The sequence below is a fragment of the Pseudomonas sp. Z5-35 genome, assembly GCF_051131945.1.
Taxonomy (GTDB): Bacteria; Pseudomonadota; Gammaproteobacteria; order Pseudomonadales; family Pseudomonadaceae; genus Aquipseudomonas; species Aquipseudomonas marvdashtae.
Genome location: NZ_CP071640.1, coordinates 950,643 through 972,343, shown reverse-complemented (window position 1 = coordinate 972,343; position 21,701 = coordinate 950,643). Strand labels below are relative to the sequence as shown.

The 21,701-nt window shown below is 62.4% G+C and carries 17 protein-coding genes and 1 pseudogene; 9 read left to right on the top strand and 9 right to left on the bottom strand.

What is annotated here, in order from left to right; genetic code table 11:
* Positions 1–164 precede the first annotated feature (164 nt).
* From J3P95_RS04595 to J3P95_RS04575, 5 genes are all read left to right on the top strand, one after another.
* Positions 165–881: an ABC transporter permease gene (locus J3P95_RS04595; RefSeq protein WP_186612146.1), complete on the top strand. Its 717-nt coding sequence runs from the start codon at positions 165–167 to the stop codon at positions 879–881.
* A gap of 24 nt (positions 882–905) precedes the next feature.
* Positions 906–1,808 (top strand): glycine betaine ABC transporter substrate-binding protein, encoded by a 903-nt coding sequence (locus tag J3P95_RS04590; RefSeq protein WP_434578513.1) that lies wholly within the window; start codon positions 906–908, stop codon positions 1,806–1,808.
* Between the two features lie 15 nt (positions 1,809–1,823).
* Positions 1,824–2,477, top strand: coding sequence for an ABC transporter permease (locus tag J3P95_RS04585; protein ID WP_434578515.1), 654 nt, complete (start codon positions 1,824–1,826; stop codon positions 2,475–2,477).
* Complete coding sequence (locus tag J3P95_RS04580; protein WP_434578517.1) at positions 2,474–3,625, top strand: osmoprotectant ABC transporter ATP-binding protein OsmV; 1,152 nt, start codon at positions 2,474–2,476, stop codon at positions 3,623–3,625. Before J3P95_RS04585 ends, J3P95_RS04580 begins: the two co-directional genes overlap by 4 nt.
* Before the next feature lie 486 nt (positions 3,626–4,111).
* A complete protein-coding gene (locus J3P95_RS04575) occupies positions 4,112–5,275 on the top strand; it encodes a type III PLP-dependent enzyme (protein WP_434561047.1) in 1,164 nt (387 codons plus the stop codon).
* A 6-nt stretch (positions 5,276–5,281) separates the two neighbouring features.
* Here the strand turns inward: J3P95_RS04575 and J3P95_RS04570 are convergent, their stop codons facing one another.
* Positions 5,282–5,593, bottom strand: a complete 312-nt coding sequence (locus tag J3P95_RS04570) for a hypothetical protein (protein WP_434578519.1) — start codon at positions 5,591–5,593, stop codon at positions 5,282–5,284.
* 4 nt (positions 5,594–5,597) lie between these two features.
* Here J3P95_RS04570 and J3P95_RS04565 point away from each other — a divergent pair, with 4 nt between their 5' ends.
* Both J3P95_RS04565 and J3P95_RS04560 read left to right on the top strand, forming a co-directional pair.
* Entirely contained in the window at positions 5,598–5,948 is a 351-nt protein-coding gene (locus J3P95_RS04565) for a hypothetical protein (RefSeq protein ID WP_434578521.1), read from the top strand.
* A 93-nt stretch (positions 5,949–6,041) separates the two neighbouring features.
* A complete protein-coding gene (locus tag J3P95_RS04560; protein ID WP_434578523.1) occupies positions 6,042–8,567 on the top strand; it encodes a PepSY domain-containing protein in 2,526 nt (841 codons plus the stop codon).
* A 59-nt stretch (positions 8,568–8,626) separates the two neighbouring features.
* Here J3P95_RS04560 and J3P95_RS04555 read toward each other — a convergent pair whose 3' ends face one another.
* The 4 genes from J3P95_RS04555 to ptsP form a co-directional block, all read right to left on the bottom strand.
* On the bottom strand, positions 8,627–10,168 hold the full coding sequence (locus J3P95_RS04555) for an alkaline phosphatase D family protein (protein WP_434578525.1): 1,542 nt from the start codon (positions 10,166–10,168) through the stop codon (positions 8,627–8,629).
* A 105-nt stretch (positions 10,169–10,273) separates the two neighbouring features.
* Complete coding sequence (locus tag J3P95_RS04550) at positions 10,274–12,019, bottom strand: PTS fructose-like transporter subunit IIB (RefSeq protein ID WP_434578527.1); 1,746 nt, start codon at positions 12,017–12,019, stop codon at positions 10,274–10,276.
* A 13-nt stretch (positions 12,020–12,032) separates the two neighbouring features.
* Positions 12,033–12,974 carry a 1-phosphofructokinase gene (gene pfkB / locus J3P95_RS04545; RefSeq protein WP_434561037.1) on the bottom strand — a complete coding sequence of 314 codons (942 nt, stop codon included), beginning with the start codon at positions 12,972–12,974 and terminating at the stop codon, positions 12,033–12,035.
* Positions 12,974–15,838 carry a phosphoenolpyruvate--protein phosphotransferase gene (gene ptsP, locus J3P95_RS04540; RefSeq protein ID WP_434578529.1) on the bottom strand — a complete coding sequence of 955 codons (2,865 nt, stop codon included), beginning with the start codon at positions 15,836–15,838 and terminating at the stop codon, positions 12,974–12,976. The genes pfkB and ptsP overlap by 1 nt, the downstream gene beginning before the upstream one ends.
* Positions 15,839–16,127: 289 nt before the next feature.
* Between ptsP and cra the strand changes: the two genes are divergently transcribed.
* Both cra and J3P95_RS04530 read left to right on the top strand, forming a co-directional pair.
* Positions 16,128–17,123 carry a catabolite repressor/activator gene (gene cra, locus J3P95_RS04535; protein WP_434561033.1) on the top strand — a complete coding sequence of 332 codons (996 nt, stop codon included), beginning with the start codon at positions 16,128–16,130 and terminating at the stop codon, positions 17,121–17,123.
* A 20-nt stretch (positions 17,124–17,143) separates the two neighbouring features.
* Positions 17,144–17,920, top strand: a complete 777-nt coding sequence (locus J3P95_RS04530) for a TatD family hydrolase (RefSeq protein WP_434578531.1) — start codon at positions 17,144–17,146, stop codon at positions 17,918–17,920.
* Between the two features lie 25 nt (positions 17,921–17,945).
* On the opposite strand, the gene J3P95_RS04525 is transcribed toward J3P95_RS04530, so the two are convergent.
* The 4 genes and pseudogenes from J3P95_RS04525 to ampD form a co-directional block, all read right to left on the bottom strand.
* Entirely contained in the window at positions 17,946–18,650 is a 705-nt protein-coding gene (locus J3P95_RS04525) for a methyl-accepting chemotaxis protein (RefSeq protein WP_434626633.1), read from the bottom strand.
* A 153-nt stretch (positions 18,651–18,803) separates the two neighbouring features.
* Positions 18,804–19,007: pseudogene (locus J3P95_RS04520) on the bottom strand (HAMP domain-containing protein); the annotation flags it as partial.
* Positions 19,008–20,274: 1,267 nt separating this feature from the next.
* The gene (ampE, locus tag J3P95_RS04515) at positions 20,275–21,111 is read right to left on the bottom strand and encodes a regulatory signaling modulator protein AmpE (protein WP_434561029.1); all 837 of its coding nucleotides are present in this window, start codon (positions 21,109–21,111) and stop codon (positions 20,275–20,277) included.
* A complete protein-coding gene (gene ampD / locus J3P95_RS04510) occupies positions 21,108–21,668 on the bottom strand; it encodes a 1,6-anhydro-N-acetylmuramyl-L-alanine amidase AmpD (protein ID WP_434561027.1) in 561 nt (186 codons plus the stop codon). The genes ampE and ampD overlap by 4 nt, the downstream gene beginning before the upstream one ends.
* Positions 21,669–21,701: the final 33 nt, after the last annotated feature.

Here is a 21,701-nt window from a genome sequence, read left to right as displayed (position 1 = left end):
TTGAAAATCAGCAAGTTAGCCTGACGAGGCTGCGCTCATGGCTCGCTTCGACGTCGTTTCACCGGCCTCGAAAAGAGCTGCTTCTCGCGAACGTTTTCCCGGCAACCCATAACGGTTTGCCGCCCGGGAAAGCGTGCGTCGACTGAAAAAAAAGGAGTCCGCCTGTGGCTATCCGCTATGGCAAAGGGCTTATCGGGGGTGCGGTCGTCGTCGCCCTCCTGGCCCTGTTGGTCCACTGGATCGGCATCGATACGATCCACCGTTACCGCGACGACCTGCTGTTTTACCTGCAAGCGCACCTGATGCTTGTATTGGCCTCCATGCTGGCGGCCCTGATCGTCGGCATCCCCGCCGGCATCGCCCTCAGCCGCCCTGGCATGGTCGGGCGTGCCGAACGCTTCATGCAAGTGTTCAACATCGGCAATACCGTGCCGCCCCTGGCCGTGTTGGCGATCGCCCTGGGCATCCTGGGCATCGGCAGCGGACCCGCCATTTTCGCCCTGTTCCTCGCCTCGCTGCTGCCCATCGTGCGCAACACCTACGAAGGCTTGAAGAACGTCCAGGGTTCGCTCAAGGAAGCCGCCGTCGGCATCGGCATGACCCCGCGCCAAGTGCTCTGGAAAGTCGAACTGCCCAACGCCGTGCCGATCATCGTTGGTGGCGTGCGCGTGGCGTTGGCGATCAACGTCGGCACCGCGCCCCTGGCCTTCCTGATCGGCGCCAACAGTCTCGGCAGCCTGATCTTCCCCGGCATCGCCTTGAATAACCAGCCGCAGCTGTTGCTCGGCGCGGCCTGCACCGCCCTGCTGGCGCTACTGCTTGACGGCCTGGTAACCCTGGCCAGCCGCCTCTGGCTGGAACGCGGTCTGCGACCGTCCTGAGCCTGGTTGGATAAAGGAATCGTTATGAAGAAGTTGAGCTTGATCCTGGGCTGCCTGCTGCTGTTCGCGGGATTCGCCCAAGCCGCTGAAAAACCGCTGATCCGCCTCGGTGCCCGGGTGTTCACCGAGCAGACCCTGCTGGCCGAGATCACCGCGCAATACCTGCGCGACAAGGGCTACGACGCTCAGGTCACTGGCGGGCTGGGCAGCAACCTGGCCCGCAGCGCCCATGAAACCGGGCAACTGGATTTACTCTGGGAATACACCGGCGTGTCGCTCGTGTCCTACAACCATGTCACGGAAAAACTCGACAGCGCCCAGTCCTACGCCCGAGTGAAAGAACTCGACGCGAAAAAGGGCCTGGTCTGGCTGGCACCGTCGAAATTCAGCAACACCTACGCCTTGGCGCTGCCGGAAAAAGTTGCGAAGAAGTACCCGCAGATCAATTCCATCAGCCAGTTGAACAGCGTGTTGCAGGCCGAGGCCGAGGAATATCACCTGGTCGCGCTGGACACCGAGTTCGCCAACCGCTCCGACGGCCTGACCGGCATGGTCGAGCGCTACGGCATGAACCTGACCCGCAAGAATATCCGGCAGATGGACGCCGGCCTGGTCTATACCGCCCTACGCAACAGCCAGGTGTTCGCCGGGTTGGTGTACACCACCGACGGCCGGCTGAACGCGTTCAAGCTGAAGTTGCTGGAAGACAACAAGCATTACTTCCCCGACTACACCGCCGCGCCGGTGGTGCGTCAGGCATTCCTTGATGCCCATCCGCAACTGGCCGAACAACTCAAGCCCCTGGCCGAGCTGTTCGACGACGCAACCATGCGCCAGCTCAACGCCCGCGTGGATGTCGATCACGAAAGCCCTTCCGCCGTTGCCGCCGATTTCCTGCGCCAGCATTCGCTGCTCTCAACCCAATGACCTGGAGGAAAAGCCATGGATTTTCTTGACGCCTTTTCCCATCTGGACTGGCCGCTGGTGCTGCACCTGACCTGGCAGCACATCACCCTGGTGGGCATCGCCGTGACCCTGGCGATTGTGGTCGGCGTACCGCTGGGCATTTTCATGACCCGCTTCCCGGCGCTCGCAGGCCCCTTGCAGGCCAGCGCCACGGTGCTGTTGACGATTCCGTCGATTGCGCTGTTCGGCCTGTTGCTGCCGTTCTATTCCAAGTTCGGCCAAGGCCTAGGGCCGATGCCGGCGATCACCGCCGTGTTCCTTTATTCGCTGTTGCCGATCATGCGCAACACCTACCTGGCCTTGACCGGCGTCGAGCCGGGCATTCGTGAAGCCGCTCGCGGCATCGGCATGACCTTCAGCCAGCGCCTGCGCATGGTCGAACTGCCGATTGCCGTGCCGGTGATCCTCGCCGGCGTACGCACCGCCGTGGTCATGAACATCGGCGTCATGACCATCGCCGCCACCATCGGCGCCGGTGGCCTGGGCGTGCTCATCCTCGCTTCCATCAGCCGCAGCGACATGTCGATGCTGATCGTCGGCGCCGTACTGGTCAGCCTCCTGGCCATCTTCGCCGACCTGCTTCTGCAATGGCTGCAACGCACGCTGACTCCTAAAGGACTCCTCAAATGATCGAACTTCAAAACCTCAGCAAAACCTTCAAGAGCAACGGCAAGGATGTAAAGGCCGTGGACTCGGTGAACCTGATCGTCAACGAAGGCGAGATTTGCGTGTTCCTCGGGCCGTCGGGTTGTGGCAAAAGCACCACGCTGAAGATGATCAACCGCCTGATCCCGCCCACTTCGGGCAAGGTGTTGATCAACGGCGAAGACACCACCGGCCTCGACGAAGTGACCCTGCGCCGTAACATCGGCTACGTGATCCAGCAGATCGGCCTGTTTCCGAACATGACCATCGAGGAGAACATCACGGTGGTCCCGCGCCTGCTCGGCTGGGACAAGCAGAAATGCCACGACCGCGCCCGCGAGTTGATGAGCATGATCAAGCTCGAACCCAAGCAATACCTGCACCGCTACCCTCGTGAATTGTCCGGCGGCCAGCAACAACGTATCGGCGTGATCCGTGCCTTGGCGGCCGACGCGCCGCTGTTACTAATGGACGAACCGTTCGGCGCGGTCGACCCGATCAACCGCGAGATGATCCAGAACGAGTTCTTCGAGATGCAACGGGCGCTGAACAAGACCGTGATCATGGTCAGCCACGATATCGACGAGGCCATCAAGCTGGGGGATAAGATCGCGATCTTCCGCGCCGGCAAGCTGGTGCAATGCGATCACCCGGACACGCTGCTGGCGCATCCGGCCGACGAGTTCGTCAGCAACTTCGTCGGCCAGGACAGCACGCTCAAGCGACTGTTGCTGGTCAAGGCCGAAGACGCCGCCGACAACGCCCCGTCGGTCAGCCCCGAAACGCCAGTGGCCGAGGCATTGGAATTGATGGACGAGCATGACCGCCGCTACGTGGTGGTCACCTGTGCCGAGAACAAGGCCCTGGGCTACGTCCGCCGTCGCGACCTGCATCGCCAGACCGGCACGTGCAGCCAATACCTGCGGGAATTCAACGCCACCGCGGCCTACGACGAACACCTGCGGATCCTGTTGTCGCGCATGTATGAGTTCAACCGTTCGTGGCTGCCGGTGATGGACGCCGAGCGGGTCTTTCTTGGGGAAGTGACCCAGGAATCGATTGCCGAATACCTGAGCTCCGGTAAGTCCCGTGGGGGCAAGACCAGTATCGTCTCGCCGGCCGAAACAGCGTAGGCCCATGCGGCGACTGCCTTTGTGGCGAGGGAGCTTGCTCCCGCTGGGTCGCGCAGCGGCCCTAAAAGCGATGGGCGCTTCGCACCCAAGCGGGAGCAAGCTCCCTCGCCACAAGGGCAAGCGCGACATTCAACAGGCTCGGAGACAGATCCAAGGGAACATCAACCTGTCACACCGGTCGGTTACATCATGAGCTGTCGCCGGCCGCACGACGGATGTGTGCAAAAACGCGACATTTTTAGTTGATCTCAGGCCCCTCACGCCCTAAAGTTCGCGCCGAACGTCCATGCTGGAAACGATCCATCCGGCTCAAGTACTGACGACGAGACAGCAAGGCCAAGGGAATCATGTATCCCATGGCCTTTTTGCTTTCGGCGACATGCCTTGGGAAGTAGGCGAACCAAAGTGGGGATACGGAGGACGTTCACGAGGGCTGCTTGCCCTCAAACCCATTGATCCTGATGTTTGCCAGTAGGAGTCCCAAGTATGTCGATCCAGGTCGAAGATTATTTCGCGCGCGAAACCTTCCAGAAAATGAAAGCCTTCGCCGACAAGCAGGAAACCCCGTTCGTGGTGATCGACACCGCGATGATCTCCAAGGCCTATGACGACCTGCGCGCCGGTTTCGACTTCGCCAAGGTCTACTACGCCGTCAAAGCCAACCCGGCGGTGGAAATCATCGACCTGCTCAAGGAAAAAGGTTCGAACTTCGACATCGCCTCGATCTATGAGTTGGATAAGGTCATGAGCCGTGGCGTCGGCCCGGATCAGATCAGCTACGGCAACACCATCAAGAAATCCCGCGACATCCGCTACTTCTACGAGAAGGGCGTGCGCCTGTACGCCACCGATTCCGAAGCCGACTTGCGCAACATCGCCAAGGCCGCGCCGGGCTCGAAAGTCTATGTGCGGATCCTCACCGAAGGCTCGACCACCGCTGACTGGCCGTTGTCGCGCAAGTTCGGCTGCCAGACCGACATGGCCATGGACCTGCTGATCCTGGCCCGCGACTTGGGCCTGGTGCCGTACGGCATTTCGTTCCACGTCGGCTCGCAACAGCGCGACATCAGCGTCTGGGACGCGGCCATCGCCAAGGTCAAGGTGATCTTCGAGCGTCTGAAGGAAGAAGACGGCATCGTCCTGCAACTGATCAATATGGGTGGCGGCTTCCCGGCCAACTACATCACCCGCACCAACAGCCTGGAAACCTACGCTGAGGAAATCATCCGCTTCCTCAAGGAAGACTTCGGCGACGAGCTGCCGGAAATCATCCTGGAGCCGGGCCGTTCGTTGATCGCCAACGCCGGTATCCTGGTCAGCGAAGTGGTGCTGGTGGCGCGCAAGTCCCGTACCGCCGTCGAGCGTTGGGTGTACACGGACGTGGGCAAGTTCTCCGGCCTGATCGAAACCATGGACGAAGCCATCAAGTTCCCGATCTGGACCGAGAAGAAAGGCGAGATGGAAGAAGTGGTCATCGCCGGCCCGACTTGCGACAGTGCCGACATCATGTATGAGAACTACAAGTACGGCTTGCCGTTGAACCTGGCGATTGGTGATCGCTTGTACTGGCTGTCGACCGGGGCTTATACCACCAGTTATAGCGCGGTGGAATTCAATGGGTTTCCGCCGTTGAAGTCGTTTTACGTGTAAGTCTTATCAATAAAACAGGCCCGTGATTACACGGGCTTTTTTTTGGATGAGCTCAATTACAAAATCAGCATTTTGAACAATCTTCATATCCCGGTCCTCGTCGAGGAGTTCAGCGCTCTTCGCAAGGAAACCAGCAACACCTACGACCCTGCGAAACGCGCCATCACCCTGATTCCCGTCTCGTTGCAAACCGATGAGATAGTTTCGTTGCGCAACGCTATGGAAACGTTTCGGGAAAACCCCGCCCTCGAACAGCAGCAAGCCATCGAAAGCCTCAATCAGGATATCCGAGTCGACCGACAGTTTTTCGCTGATCAAGGAATTGCTCCTCACCGCCAGCAACCTTGCCGTAATGAATCCATCCCCTACACAACTCAAGCTCATCCAAGCGGGTATGGACGTCGCCGGTAGACTGCTGGGCCTCGTCTCGGATGCCATCAAGTATGACAACCTGATCGGGGCCAGGCGCCAGGTTCAAGTTGAGCTGGACCGGCGTCGCCAGACGTCGGCGCGCACGCATAACGAACTCCAAACGCTAAGAGATCGCCATCAATTGCTGCTCGAGGCACAACGCGGAAAAACTCGATCCGCGGATACATTTCCTCGTCCACCAACGATGGGCTTGAACAGCATCCACTTTGACGGCTTTGGAAAGCCCCGCTCATGCAAATGACCGGGGCTTTTTGGTGTGTTTATGAATGCTTCTCGATAACACACGGCATAATGCACGCCGTGATAAACAAGTAACGAATGAAAGGCGAGCGACGTGTTGAAGAAAACCCTGTTCCAGTTGCACTGGTTTTTCGGCATCAGTGCCGGGCTGGTCCTGGCGTTGATGGGCGTTACCGGGGCGGTGGTGTCGTTTCAGGATGAAATCCTGCGGGCCTTGAACCCGCAGGTGCTGACGGTCGAGACACAACCGGCCGGCGTCCTGCCGCCCGCCGAACTGGTGGAACAAATTGAAGCCGCGTCCGGCAAGACCGTCGCCATGCTCTGGGTCGAGACCGACAGCGGCAACGCCGCGCGAGCGATCTTCACGGCGCCGCCCGGAGAGAAACGCGGGCCGATGCGCTACTTCAATCCCTACAACGCGCAGTTCATGGGCGATGTGGTGGGCCAGGATTTCTTCGGCCTGATGCTGAGACTGCACCGCGTCCTGACCCTGGACGACGTAGGCCGGCAGATCACCGGGGCCTGCACGCTGATCCTGGTGTTCTTCTGCCTATCCGGGCTGTACCTGCGCTGGCCGCGCCAGTGGAAAAACTGGCGCGCCTGGCTGACCCTCGATTGGGCGAAGAAGGGCCGTAGCTTCAACTGGGACCTGCATTCCGTCGCGGGCACCTGGTGCCTGGTCTTCTATCTCCTGGCCGCGCTGACCGGTCTGACCTGGTCCTACGAGTGGTACAACAAAGGCGTCATTCGCCTGCTGTCCGATTCGCCCGAGGAGGAGCGCGTGCGCAAGACCGGCCCTGCGCCGGACGGGCCAGCGCCGATCGCCGATTATCGGGCGATGTGGAGCAGCATCTACAGCGCCGCCGGTCCCGGCCTGTCCGCCTATAACGTGCGCATGCCGCCCGTGGCGGGTCAGCCGGCAACGGTGTTCTACCTGCTGAAGAATTCACCCCACGACCGGGCGCTGAACCAGATCATGCTCAACCCGGCCACCGGCGTGGTCAGCCGTCACAGTCGCTACAGCGACAAGAGCCTCAAGGCGCAACTGCTGACCAGCATCTATGCGCTGCATGTCGGCAGCTATTTCGGCCTGGTTGGACGGATCCTGGTGACGGTCGCCGCGCTAACCATGCCGCTGTTTTTCATCACCGGCTGGTTGCTGTACCTGGACCGTCGGCGCAAGAAGCGCCAGGTCCGGCAGGCCCGCCAAGCGTTGGCCAGCCCTCCCGGCGATGCCCCGGCGTGGCTGATCGGCTTCGCCAGCCAGAGCGGTTTCGCCGAGCAACTGGCCTGGCAGACTGCCGGCCAACTGCAGGCCGCCGGGTTGCCGGTGAAGGTGCGGCCGCTGGCCGGCGTCAGCGAGCAGGACCTGAGCACCTCCACCCGTGCCCTGTTCGTGGTCAGTACGTTTGGCGACGGCGAGGGCCCCGACAGCGCTCGCGGCTTCGAGCGCAAGGTGCTGGGCCGCGCCATGAGCCTGGAAAGCCTGCAGTACTCGGTGCTGGGCCTGGGCGACCGGCAATATGAAAACTTCTGCGGCTTCGCCCGGCGCCTGCACGCCTGGCTGGCGGAACACGGCGGCAAGACGTTGTTCGCGCCGGTAGAAGTCGACAGCGGCGACCCTTACGCCTTGCGTCATTGGCAACAGCAACTGGCCGAATTGACCGGCCAGGCGCCGGCGGATGCCTGGCAGGCACCGAGCTTCGAGCACTGGACGCTGAGCCAACGCACCCTGCTCAATCCCGACAGCAGCGGTTCGGGCGTCTACCTGCTGGGCCTTACCGCACCCGGCCCGAGCAGTTGGCTGGCCGGCGACCTGGTGGAAATCCTGCCACGCAACGCCCCGTGGGCCATCGAACATTTCCTCGATGGCCTGGGCATCGCCGGGGTCGCTCGGGTGCAGGTCGATGGTTTGCAGCAGACGCTCGAGCAAGCCCTCGCGACGCGCCAATTGCCGGAAAATCGCACCCATCTGGTGGGCCTGCACGCCCAAGCCCTGGTGGACGCCTTGGCGCCCCTCGGCATGCGCGAATACTCCATCGCATCGATCCCGGCCGACGGTGTACTGGAGCTGATCGTACGCCAGGAGTGTCATGCCGACGGCAGCCTGGGCGTAGGCTCCGGCTGGCTCACCGAACATGCACCGTTGGGCCGCGCCATCAGCTTGCGGGTACGCCGCAACAGCAGCTTCCATTTGCCGCCCCAAGGCGTGCCGATGATTCTGCTGGGCAACGGCACCGGCCTGGCCGGCCTGCGCAGCTTGCTCAAGGCCCGCGTCGCCGAAGGCATGCAGCGCAACTGGCTGTTGTTTGGCGAGCGCAACCGCGAGCACGATTTCCACTGCCGCGATGAGCTGCAGGAATGGGTAACCTCCGGCGATCTGGAACGCCTGGACCTGGCGTTCTCACGGGATCAGGAACGGAAAATCTACGTTCAGGACCGCCTGCTGGAATCGGCGGCACTGCTCAAGGAATGGCTGGCCGGCGGCGCGGTGATCTACGTGTGCGGCAGCCTGAAAGGGATGGCCTCGGGGGTGGATCACGTGCTCAACCTGATGCTGGGGCGCGAGGAAGTGGAACGGCTGATCGAGCAGCGACGTTATCGAAGGGATGTCTACTGACAGCCCGCCCTCTTCTGATCGTTCCCTCGTTACGCGCGGGAACGATCAGGCCGCTCAACTCAAACCGGCTGCAACTTCTTCTCGAACACCGCCGTCCCTTCCAGATCCCGCAACACCACGCTCAGCTCCCCGCTCTGCCCGTCGATGTTCACCTCGCCGAAAAACTGATACCCCGCAAACGGCGAAGTGTTCTGGGCCGGCGGAGCTTTCTGGAAAACCACTTCAGGGCCGAAGGTCTTGTCCAAGGCGTTAGGCCCGAAACTGCCGGCATTCAGCGGCCCCGCGACAAACTCCCAGAACGGTTCGAAATCCTGGAACGCGGCGTGTTCGGGGTGGTAGTGATGGGCGGCGCAATAATGGACATCGGCGGTGAGCCAGACGTAATTGCGCACCTGATGCTTGCGCAAGTAGCCGAGCAACTCGGCGACTTCCACCTCGCGCCCCTGGGCAGCGCCTGGGTCACCGTTGGCGACCGCTTCCCAGCGCGGCACGCCGGGGCTGACCTCGCCGTCGGGTACGCCGAGGCCGATGGGCATGTCGGCGGCGATGACTTTCCACTGCGCCCGGGATTGCTTCAATTCGCGCTTGAGCCAATCCAGTTGCTCACGTCCGAGAAAAGGTTTGGCCGCGCCGAGATTGGCATCATTGGCTTCACGGTAGCTGCGCATGTCCAGTACAAATACATCCAGCATCGGCCCATAACCGAGCTTGCGGTAGATACGTGCTGCGCCATCGCCTTTTTGCAAGCGCATCGGCGCGTATTCCAGCCACGCCTGCCGCGCGCGATCTACCAGGCTGTGGATATCTTTTGTCTGGTAGCGCTCGTCCAGTTGCTTGCCGGGCGACCAGTTATTGACCACCTCGTGATCGTCCCACTGCCAGATCTGCGGCACTTCGGCGTTGAAGCGGCGCACATTTTCGTCCATCAGGTTGTAGCGGTAGTTGCCGCGATACTCGTCCAGCGTCTCGGCCACCTTGCTCTTGGCCTCGGTGGTGAGGTTGCGCCAGATACGCCCGCCCTCGGTGGTAAGCTGCGCAGGCACCGGGCCATCGGCGTAAATGGTGTCGCCGCTGTGGATAAAAAAATCCGGCAGGCGCAGGCGCATGGCTTCGTAGATGCGCATGCCACCGATGTCCGGGTTGATGCCGAAGCCCTGGCCGACGGTATCGCCGCTCCAGACAAAACGGATGTTGCGCTTGAGCTGCGGCACGCTGCGCAAATGTCCGAGCCAGGGCTCGCTGGCCACGCCGCTTTGGGCGTCTTCGAAATGCACGCGATAGAAAATCGCCTGGTCGGGCGGCAGGCCGTTGAGTTCGACCCGGGCGGTGAAATCGCTGCGACTGTCAGCCAGCGGCGAGACAAAGCGTCGGGGATTGGAAAAATGGCTACGGGTGTCCCATTCCACCACCATCCGCGACGCACGATCGCTGCGACTCCAGATCATCGCCCGGTCGCCCTGCAAGTCGCCGGACTGCACGCCGTCGGTGAGTAATGGTCGATCCTTGACCGACGCTATCACCGCCGGCGCCAATCCGGGCAACAACAACCCCGCGCCCACGGCTTGCATCACTCGGCGACGGCCCAGGTCGAATTCGCTCATGATGTTTCTCCCAAATGGAAAAACTTAAGCATGGCTGTGTGAATCGGATGTGACAGGTGTGCGGTGACGGGGAGCGGCTTGCCCGCCCCCACGAGGGTGGTTGGCTCAGGCCTTGGCCGGCTCCAGCGCCATTTCCACCACTTCCGGCCGCTTGAGCAGCGCGTACGCCACCGCCGTCACCAGACTGCCCGCGACAATCGCCAGCAAGTACAGCAACGCATGGTTGATGGCGTTGGGGATCAGCATCACGAACAACCCACCGTGGGGCGCCATGAGCTTGCAGCCGAAATACATCGACAGCGCACCGGTCAGCGCGCCACCGGCGAGGCTGGCCGGGATCACCCGCAGCGGATCCTTGGCGGCGAACGGAATGGCGCCTTCGGAAATGAAGCACAGCCCCAGCACTAACGCCGCCTTGCCGGCCTCGCGCTCGGTCTTGGCGAACTTGCGGCGGGCGATGAACGTGGCGATGCCCAAGCCAATCGGCGGCACCATGCCGGCGGCCATGGTCGCGGCCATCGGGGCGTAACTTTGCGACGCCAGCAACCCCACCGAAAACGCATAGGCAGCCTTGTTGATCGGCCCGCCAAGATCGACGCACATCATCGCCCCCAGCAGCACGCCCAAGAGGATCGCGTTGGTGGTGCCCATGCTGTCGAGGAAGTGCGTCAGGCCTTCAAGCATGCCCGCCACTGGTTTGCCGACGATGTAGATCATTACCAGGCCGGTGAACAGGCTCGCCAGCAACGGAATGATCAGGATCGGCTTGAGCGCTTCCAGGCTCTGGGGCAGGCGCGCGTAGCGGTTGATCGCCTTGGCCGCATAACCCGCCAGGAAACCGGCGATGATCCCGCCAATGAAGCCAGCGCCGAGGGTGCTTGCCAGCATCCCGCCGATCATCCCTGGCGCCAGGCCCGGCCGGTCGGCAATGGAGTAGGCGATGTAGCCCGCCAGCAGCGGCACCATCAGTTTGAAGGCGGTGTCGCCGCCGATCTGCATCAGCGCCGCCGCGAGGGTGCCTGGTTCCTTGAAGGCCTCGATGCCGAACACGAACGACAAGGCGATCATCAAACCACCGGCCACCACCATCGGCAGCATGAACGAAACGCCCGTCAGCAGATGCTTGTAGACCCCGCTTTTTTCCGCCTTCGCCGGACCGCCGGAAGCGCCGCTCGCCGCGCTTTCCTGTTGCCCTTCGACCAAGGCTTTTTTCAACGTGGCTTCGGCCTGTTTCAAAGCGATGCCGGTGCCACAACGGTAGATTTTCTTGCCGGCAAAACGCTCTGTGGCGACCTCAATGTCAGTCGCCAGCAACACCACATCGGCCTCGGCGATTGCCTCGGCGCTGAGGGGATTACGCGCGCCCACCGAGCCTTGGGTTTCCACTTGCAGATCGTAGCCCAAACGGGCGGCGGCCTGCTGCAAGGCTTCGGCGGCCATGAAAGTATGGGCAACGCCGGTCGGGCAAGCGGTGATCGCCACCAGGCGCGGGGCACGCTCCGTCGACGCCGGCGGTTCCTCGGCGGGCAAGTCGGCTTCGGCCAGCACCTGGGCCTCTTCGGCGCCGCGACGCAGCACCGCATCAACGTCTTGCAGGGCCACGGCTGGCGTGCTGCGGAACACGCGCTTGCCGACGAACCGCGACAAGTCCACCGGGCCGCTGGCGACCAGCAACACCCACTCGGCCGCTTCCAGGGTGGCGGCTGACAATTGACGCTCCGGATGGGCCGCGTCATGGACTTCGACGCTGGTGCTCCAGCCGTGGCGCTGGGCTGCCGCATCCAGCAGGCGGGCGCACAACACACTGGTGACCATGCCGTTCGGACAGGCCGTCACAATGGCTAATTTCATCTTGCGAACCCTCTTATTGTTCTGTCAGGGGGCGCACGCGCACGCCCTGTTCAAGCGACGCCAGCAACCCGGTGTCATGGATGCCAAAACCGATCTGGGTGACCGCCATGGCGGCGATGGCCGTGGCAGTGCGCAGGGTCTGCTCCGGGGTGTCGGCGCTGAGCAACCCATGCAGCATTCCGGCGAGCAACGAATCCCCGGCGCCCACGGTGCTGGCGACGCTGACCTTGGGCGGCGAGGCGTGCAGCGCCGCGCCGACACTGAACCAATTGACCCCGTCAGCGCCGTGGGAAATCACCACGTGCTCGATGCCCTGGGCATGCAGCCGCTCGGCCGCTTGGGCTTGAGCCAATTCCGTGACCACCTCGCAGCCCAGCGCATCGGCCAGTTCCTCGGTGTTCGGCTTGATCAGCCAAGGCCCAGCCGCCAAGGCCACGCGCAAGGCCTCGCCACTGGTGTCGAGGGCCACATTCAGGCCAAGTTGTTTCAAGCGCGCAATCAACGCCTGCAACCATTGCGGGCTGACGCCACGGGGCAAGCTGCCCGCCACGACCACCACATCGTGGCCGGGGGCAATTTGCTCAAGGAGCGCCAACAACGCTTGCTGCGCGGCTTCATCGACCACCGGCCCCGGGCCGTTGAGATCGGTGATGCGTCCGTCCCGTTCGGCCAGTTTGATGTTGCTGCGGGTTTCGCCGGGGACGCGGATAAAGGCATCGAAAAAGCCCCGCTGGGCGAACAACGTCTCGAACACCTGGGCGTTGTCCTCGCCGAGAAAGCCGCTGACCGTCAGGGTGTGACCGAGATCAGCCAACACCTGGGCCACGTTCACACCCTTGCCGGCGGCGTGGGCGTGCATGGCGTCGCTGCGGTTGACCTGGCCCGGTTCCAGGCGCGCCAACTCCACCGTGAGGTCGAGCGCCGGGTTGAGGGTCAGGGTAAGAATCTTCGCCATTACAGCGCCTCCACTAATGCGCGCACGTCATCGGCGCTGCCCACGGCTAGTGCCGCTTGGGCCAGGATTTGTACTTGCGCCAGGCTCAGCTCGCGAACCCGCGCCTTCACCTCGGCAATGCTGCGGGCCGACACGCTCAGTTCGTCCACGCCCAGGCCCACCAGCACCGGCACCGCCAGCGGGTCCGCGGCCAGCTCACCGCATACGCCCACCCATTTGCCATGGGCATGGGCGGCCCGCACGGTGATATCGATCAATTGCAGCACCCCCGGGTGCAAGCCATCGGCCTGGGCCGACAAGGTCGGGTGACCGCGGTCGATCGCCAGGGTGTACTGGGTCAGGTCATTGGTGCCGACACTGAAGAAATCGACTTCCTTGGCGAACACTGGCGCCAGCAGCGCGGCGGACGGCACTTCGATCATGATCCCCAGCTGCAAGTCCGCCACGGGAATTTCCAGGCGCAGACGCTCGGTCATGTCCCGGGCCTGGCGCCATTCATCGACGCTGCCAACCATGGGAAACATGATCCGCAGTGGACGGTTGTCAGCCGAACGCAACAACGCGCGCAGCTGCGCTTCCATGATCTGTGGACGCTGCAGGGTCAGGCGAATGCCACGCACGCCGAGGAAGGGGTTTTCTTCTTTTGCGATGGGCCAGTATGGCAGCGGCTTGTCTCCGCCGACGTCGAGGGTGCGCACCACCAGCGGCCGACCGGCCAAGCCGTCGAGCACCTTGCGGTATTCGGCTTCCTGGGTCGCTTCGTCCGGAGCCTCGTTGTGGGCCATGAAAATCAGCTCGGTACGCAACAGGCCGATGCCTTCGGCGCCCTGCTCCACCGCGCTGGTAACGCCGGCGCTTTCGCCGATGTTGGCAAACACCTCCACCGCGTGACCGTCACGGGTCACCGCCAGCTGATGCCGCTGCTCGGCGGCGACCTTGAGGCGCTGCTCGCGGGTGTCGCGCTCTTCGGCGGCCCGTTGCAGCGTGGCGGCATCCGGGTCGACATGCAGGCGACCGCGCTGGCCGTCCAGCAGCAAGGAGGTGCCCGGCGCCAGCAACAACACCGCCGCCCCAGCGCCGACCAGCGCCGGGATGCCCAGCGCACGGGCGACAATGGCACTGTGGGCCGTGGCGCCGCCGCGGGCGGTGAGAATCCCCGCCACGCGGGCCGGGTCCAGGCGGGCTACATCGGACGGGCCTACTTCGTCCATCACCAAGATGTAGGGTTGGTCGGGTTCAGCCGGGGTTTCGATGCCGCACAGTTGCGCCAGCACCCTGCGGCCAACGTCCCGCAGGTCGGCCGCACGCTCGGCAAGCAACGCGTCCTGCAAGGCTTCCTGTTCTTTCGCTGCTGCTTCGATCACGCCCATCCACGCCGCTTGCGCGCTCTCACCGAGTTTCAAGCGGGTGTCGACTTCGTCGGTCAGTTCCGGGTCGTCGAGCATTTCTTGGTGAGTGATGAAGATCTCGCGGATGGCCTTGGCCTTGGCGCGCTCTATCAAACCTTGAATGTCGCGGCGAACCTGGCTCAGGGCTGTTTGCAGCCGTTCGCGCTCGATGGCCGGCGATTCGCCGCGCAGCGGGTAGTCGATGTCCTGCAACACTTGAATATGAGCCGGGCCGATGGCAATACCTGGTGCGGCGGCGACAGCCTGGATCAAGCTCCCGGGTTCCGGCGCGAGCATCACGCTGGCGATTTCAGCCATGGGCGTCTCTCGCGGCGCGCTCGGTGGCGGCAGCGGTTCGACCTCTTCACCCAGGCCTTCTTCGATGGCGGCCAGCAGCGCCGGCAACGCATCGGCGGCAATGCTCGGCTCGGCAATAAATTCCAAGACCTGACCGCGACGGGCGCCCAGGCTGAGCAATTTGCTCAGGCTCTTGGCCGACACGGCGCTGTCCTGGCCGTCAACGATGCGCACACGAATCTCGCCTTCGAAGTTTTTCGCCAGCTGCGCGAGGATTTTCGCCGGACGCGCGTGCAACCCGTGGGCATTGGCCAGGCCGATGCGTGCGCTGGGCCAGTCGGCGGGCAACTCGCCACCGAGTACTTCCAGGACTTTGCGGCTGCTGGTGGCGCGGCCCAGCTCATGACCGCGACCTTCGATGAGTAACGCGCAGAGTCTTTCCAGCAAGGCCTGGTGGGCCTCGCCGAGGCTGGCCAGGCAGAATAATCCGCTCAGCGGCTGACCGAGGTAGCGGATGGGTTTGTCCGGCGTGACGAAGGCCAGGCCCGGGCGCTTGACCGTTTGTTCGCTGTGCAACCACCACAGGCCGTCGCCCAATGGCAGGGCCTCGACCTGCTGCAACACACCGGCAAAACCGTTGCTCACGCAATCAGCCTGGCGCAACAGGCGAGCGCCACGCCACACCAGTTCCTCGAAATCGTCGGCCGACACGCCAAGACCGATCATTTGCGCGTCCAGCGCCAGTTCCTGCGGCGCACCTTGCAACAGTTTCAACAAGGCTTCGGCGGACCCGGCGCGGCGCAAAGCCTGGCCCAGGTCGGTCTCGCCGAGGGCGCGGGTCAGCAGTTGCAACAGGCGCAGGTGCTCGTCGGACTTGGCCGCGATGCCAATCGCCAGGTAAACGATCTGGCCATCGCCCCAATCCACACCGTCCGGGAATTGCAGCAAGCGCACGCCGGTGGCATACACCAGATCGCGGGTCTGCGGGGTACCGTGGGGAATGGCAATACCTTGGCCAAGAAAGGTCGAGCCCTGGGCCTCGCGAGCCTGCAAGCCGGCGAGATAACCCTCGGCGACCAGGCCATCGGCCACCAGTTTATCGGCGAGCAATTGCAGCGCGGCGTCTTTATCCACAGCCACCTGGGCCATGGATATCTGCTCTAGAGTGAGCTCGAGCATGCTTTCTCCTTTTTGGCGTCCGGTGGGCGCCAGGTATTGTTTTGAATGAATCAGCTTAGCGTGACAGGACGGCTTTTGGCGGTATCGCGGCAGTGCGGCCAAAAATCCTGAGAGCCTTGAAAATACGCTTGCTGAAACGTTTAATCTAGAAAGATTGGCACGTTACTCGATAATCTCTCATCCTTGAAGTGCAACTTGTCGAAACGGCTCGCAGGATGATCATCGCTGCGAATCGGGTAGGATGAGCCTTCAGTGTCGCGGCATACTCGAAAAAACAAGGAAAACCGGGTTGAAACTCAGTGATATCGCCCAGCTTGCCGGTGTGTCCGTGACCACCGCCAGCTACGTCATCAACGGCAAGGCCGAACAGCAACGCATCAGCAACGCGACCGTCGAACGGGTGCGGGCGGTGGTCGAGGAACACGGCTTCACGCCCAACCCCCAGGCCGCCGGGCTGCGCAGCCGGCATACCCGCACCTTGGGTTTCATCCTGCCGGACCTGGAAAACCCCAGTTACGCGCGCATCGCCAAGCTGTTGGAACAAGGCGCCCGCGCCCGAGGCTATCAGCTATTGATCGCCAGCTCCGACGACGCGCCCGACAGCGAACGCCAACTGTTGCAACTGTTCCGCGCGCGACGCTGCGATGCGCTGATCGTCGCCAGTTGCCTGCCCGCCGAAGACGACAGTTATCGCCAGTTGCAGGCCAAGGGCATCCCGATCATCGCCATCGACCGGGTGATGGAACCCACGCATTTCTGCTCGGTGATCAGCGATGACCGCCAGGCCAGCCTGCAACTGACCCGCAGCCTGTTGGAAACCCATCCACAGCAGATCGCATTGATCAGCGCCCGTCCCGAACTGAGCATCAGCCAGGAACGGACTGCCGGTTTTCGCGAGGCGCTTGCCGGGTTCGACGGCCAGGTGTTGATCGAGCATGGCGAGTCCTTCAGTCGGGAATGCGGTCGACAGCTTATGGACGAAATGCTCGCGCGCCTGGGGCATTTGCCCGACGCGTTGATCACCACCTCCTATGTGCTGCTGCAAGGGGTATTCGACGCCCTGCACGATTTCCCGCTCAAGTCGCGTCCGCTGCGCCTGGGCACGTTTGGTGATACGCAGCTGTTGGACTTCCTGCCGCTGCCGGTCAACGCGATGTCCCAACAGCACCAATTGATCGCCGAAAAAGCCCTGGCGCTGGCGCTGGCAGCTATCGAAAACAATGACTATCAACCCGGTGTACAGGCGATTGCCCGTACGTTCAAGCAGCGTATCCACCCAGGCTGAAAGCTCCCGCGGATCGAAGCATGGAACTGATCGATACTCACACTCACCTGGATTTCCCCGATTTCGATGCGGATCGTCCGGCGCTGCTGGCCGAAAGCCGCGCCTCGGGCGTCCGGCAAATGGTGGTGCTGGGGGTGCATCGGGACAACTGGCAGCGGGTCTGGGACCTGGTGCAAAGCGACTCGGACTTGTATGCCGCGCTGGGCCTGCATCCGGTTTTCCTTGACCAGCATCGCCAAGAAGATTTAACCCTGTTACGCCAATGGCTGAGCCGCCTGGTTGGGCATCGGCAGTTGTGTGCGGTGGGGGAAATCGGCTTGGACTATTACGTCCAAACCCTGGACCGTGATCGCCAGCAAGCACTGTTCGAAGCGCAGCTGGAACTGGCCGTGGAGTTCCAATTGCCGGCGCTGATCCATGTGCGCCGCAGTCACGCCGCCGTGATCGCGACGCTTAAACGTATCTGTCCCGAGCGGGCCGGCATCATCCACGCGTTCGCCGGAAGCTTCGAAGAGGCTCGCGAGTACATCAAGCTCGGTTTCAAGCTCGGTCTTGGCGGCGCCGCCACCTGGCCACAGGCCCTGCGCATGCACCGGGTGCTGCCAAAACTGCCGCTCGACGCGGTGGTGCTGGAAACCGACTCACCAGACATGGCGCCGGCGATGTTTCCCGGCCAGCGCAACAGCCCGGCGCATTTGCCAGCGATTTGCGAGGCGCTGGCGGGGATCATGAATGTCAGCCCCGAGCGACTGGCCAAGGCCAGCACGGCAAACGCCTGCCAACTGTTCAACTGGTGAACCCGCTGTGTGGCGGACCTAGGTTTCACACCCGAAACGCATTGATCAACTGCTTGAGCTGCACCACTTGGGCGGACAGTTCGCGACTGGCGTATTCAGTCTGGTGCGCGCCCTCGGCGGTGCGTTCGCCGGCGCGGTTGATTTCGACGATGTTCTGGTCGATGTCATGGGCCACCGCCGTCTGCTGCTCCACCGCAGCGGCGATCTGTTGGTTCTGGTCGACGATCATGCCGACAGCGCCGAGGATATTGTCCAGCGCCTGCTGGACCTTTTCCGACTGACTGACGGTGCCGCTGGCCATCTCGTGACTGGTGCCCATCGCTTTGACCGCTGCGCCCACGCCACCGTGAAGACGGCTGATCATTGCTTCGATTTCTTCGGTCGATTGCTGGGTCCGCTTGGCCAGGGTTCGCACTTCATCGGCCACCACTGCGAAGCCGCGTCCTTGCTCTCCGGCCCGGGCCGCTTCGATCGCGGCGTTGAGCGCCAACAGGTTGGTCTGCTCGGCAATGCTTTTGATCACGTCCAGCACACGGCTGATGGCCTGGCTGTCGGTCGCCAGCTGATTGATGACCTGCACCGACTGATCGATCTCATTGGCCAACTGGGCGATGCTGCCTTGCTGGGATTCCACCAGGCCGCGTCCGCTGAGGGTTTCGTCATTGACGCTGTGAGCGCTGCTGACCGCCGCGGCGGCGCTGCGGGCAACTTCCTGGGCGGTGGCAGACATCTGGTTCATCGCCGTGGCGACCAGCTCGATCTGGCTGCGCTGCCCAGCAACGGCCTGATTGCTCTGGGCCGACACCGCTTCCACCTGCCCGGCCTGGCGCTCGACCTCGGCAACAGTGCGGCCGACTTGTTCGATCAAGTCATGGATCTTTGCCACCGTGCCGTTGAACACTTCACCCAGCTCGCCCAGTTCGTCTTTGCTGCGGGCCACGAAGTTGACCGTCATGTCGCCTGCTGCGACCTTATCCATCATCGCACCCAGATGTTTGAGGGTGGTGCGCGTCGAGGCGTAGAAGCCAGCGTAAAGATAAAAAATCGATAGGAAAACGACCGCCAATGCCGCGGCTTGCAACACCATATGGCTGCGGTTCTGCTCCAGGCGATGCTGCAACTGCACATCGAGAAAGCCCAGGGTTGCTTCATTCAACCGATAGGTCTGTTCCATCAAGCCGCTGACCTGCTCAAAAAACGCCGGCCAAGGCGCATCCAGCGTGTCCGCCATCACCACTTGTTCTTCGATCAGTTCGGCGGCCTGTTTGAGCGTACTTTTGCTGCCGCCGGCCTGATCGACCAGCGTCTGCCCTGCCGCCTGGCTGGAGCCCAGGACATCCTGCAGTTTCAGGTCATATTCGCCCTGGAGTTTTTCGATCTGTACCAGCAACTCGTCGAACCGGGTGCTCGACGCCGAATTGAGAAAACCCTGCCCCAAGGACGAAGCACCCAACGCGCGACCTTCACCCAGAATCTGAGTGACCTTGGGCGTTACGCCAATAATCAGCTCGCTGAGCTGGCGAATGTCGCCCTGGTTGTCCCGGCTCAAGCCCGCCTGACTGGCGATGATCTGGCCAAACATCTGCGCGTTATTGAGCAATTTACCGATCAAGGCACTTTTGCTTTGCAGAGAGCTTTCGGCCTGCTGGACCTTGAAGGCGGCGATCAATTCGTCGCGCTTGGCATCGAAGGCGCTGACGTGCTCTGGCTCCACGGCCATGGCGCTCATGCTTTGCAGGCGCGAGAGCACTTGTTGCTCAAGGGCGGTGATTTTCGCTTCCACGTCGCCGGCCTTGCCCGACTGGCCCAAGCTGGCGTTGATTTGCACCAGGTTGTTCAGCGTCTCCAGGTCTCGACGCAAGGTGAGGCTGCTGCCCAGCAGGTCGAGGCTTTGCAGCTCCACTTGCGTGCCCTGAAACTCCCGATAGGAGTCGCGCACCAGAAAGAAGTTGGTCACCAGCATCGGCAGCAGGAACAGCACGCTGATCAAGCTGAACTTCATGCCGAAGCTCAGGCGATTCATCAGGGCAACGGCGGGCCAGAGCAAACTCTTCACAAGGAAGTCTCCCGGTAGCTTTTTATTTTTATGGGGCGGGCACGCAGAAGCAGCAGAAAGCCACTACGCGGGCACTGCGTCTGTATAGCCTAAATCATCAGGGAGATTTGTAACTTAAGGTTAACGAGAGGTTGGCCGCAGACCATCGTGGCGAGGGAGCTTGCTCCCGCTGGCCTGCGAAGCAGGCCCCAAGGTTTCTTCAGCAAGATTGCCTTTTCCAGGATTGCGGCTGCTGCGCAGCCGAGCGGGAGCAAGCTCCCTCGCCACAAAAGCACGGCCACAACCCTGTACGCATTGATCAGGCCAACACCGTCCACAACGCAAACCCGGCGTACCAGAGCACCGCAGCGCGCAGCAGCAGTTCCCAGAGCCGATCCAGACTGTTGATGCCGTCCGGGCCGGCGACTGGTTTCGGAATCTCGCCCGCCACCAGTCCCACCTTGTCGATAAGGTCGGCGGCGCTGATGTTCCAATTGAGCAACTCGTGCAGCATGACGCGGCTGACCGCTACGAAGTTGCCCACCAGGGCGAAACTTGCCGCCAGCAACCGTACCGGCACCCAGTCGAAGGCATGGCGCAGTTGCGTCGCCCGCTCGGCCACCTCGGGGTTGTGGCTGTGGTCGGCGGCCAGCGCCAGCAATCGATAGCTCAGCGCAGCCACGGGGCCGAGCAGGAAGTACCAGAAAATGACCGCGAAAAAACTCTGGTAAGCCTCCCACAGCAAATGGCCTTGGACCCGCTCCAGCAACTGCTCGCCGTCGTCGGCATCGATGCCCAGGTCGCGCTTGGCCACATGAGTGGCCGCTTGCAGGTCTTCCCGGCGCCAGGCATCGCGAAACGGACCCAGGTCAGCCAACAGATCGCCGCGTCCCAGACTGTAGATCACCACCAACAGATGCACCGGCAATGCCAGCAACCCATAGGCCACCGGTTCCAACACCCATAGCAACAGTGCCAGCAGCGCCACTGGCAGCAGGACCATGACCACCAGCACCAACCAGGGCCGCTTGACCCAGCGTGGGCTCGCCTCCAGCTTGTTCAGCTCGCCCAGCCAGCCGCCATCACGCTGGACCCGCTGGCGCAAGGCCGAGAACTTCTCGATCCAGACGGCCAGCAGCAACACCAGAAAACTCATTGTCCTTCCCCTTCTATCAGGGCCGCTCGATAGCGCGCCCAGTCGAATGCCGGCCCCGGATCGGTCTTGCGCCCCGGAGCGATGTCGCTGTGCCCGCAGATTCGTTGCACGGTGATCGCCTTGAACGCTGCCTGTAACTGCCGGGTCAGATCCACCAGCGCGGCATACTGTGCGTCGGTAAATGGCAGATCATCGGTGCCTTCAAGTTCGATGCCAATGGAAAAATCGTTACACGTCTCCCGCCCTTCGAAGCATGAAACGCCCGCGTGCCAGGCACGATCCAGGCAGGAGACAAATTGGCTGATGACGCCGTCACGTTCAATCAGGAAATGCGCGGAGACGCGCAGGTCTGCGATACCGGCAAAATAGGGATGTTCCGTGACATCCAGGCGATTCTGGAAAAATTCCTGCACCTTGCCCGTCGCGAACTGTGCCGGCGGCAAGCTGATGTTGTGAATCACCAGCAGGGAGATTTCGCCCTCAGGGCGCGCATTGAAATTAGGCGATGGGCAATGACGCGCGCCATCGCACCAACCGCTTGCGGGGTCCAGCTGCATACAGGTTCCTTCGATGACGACGGTGAATGCCGT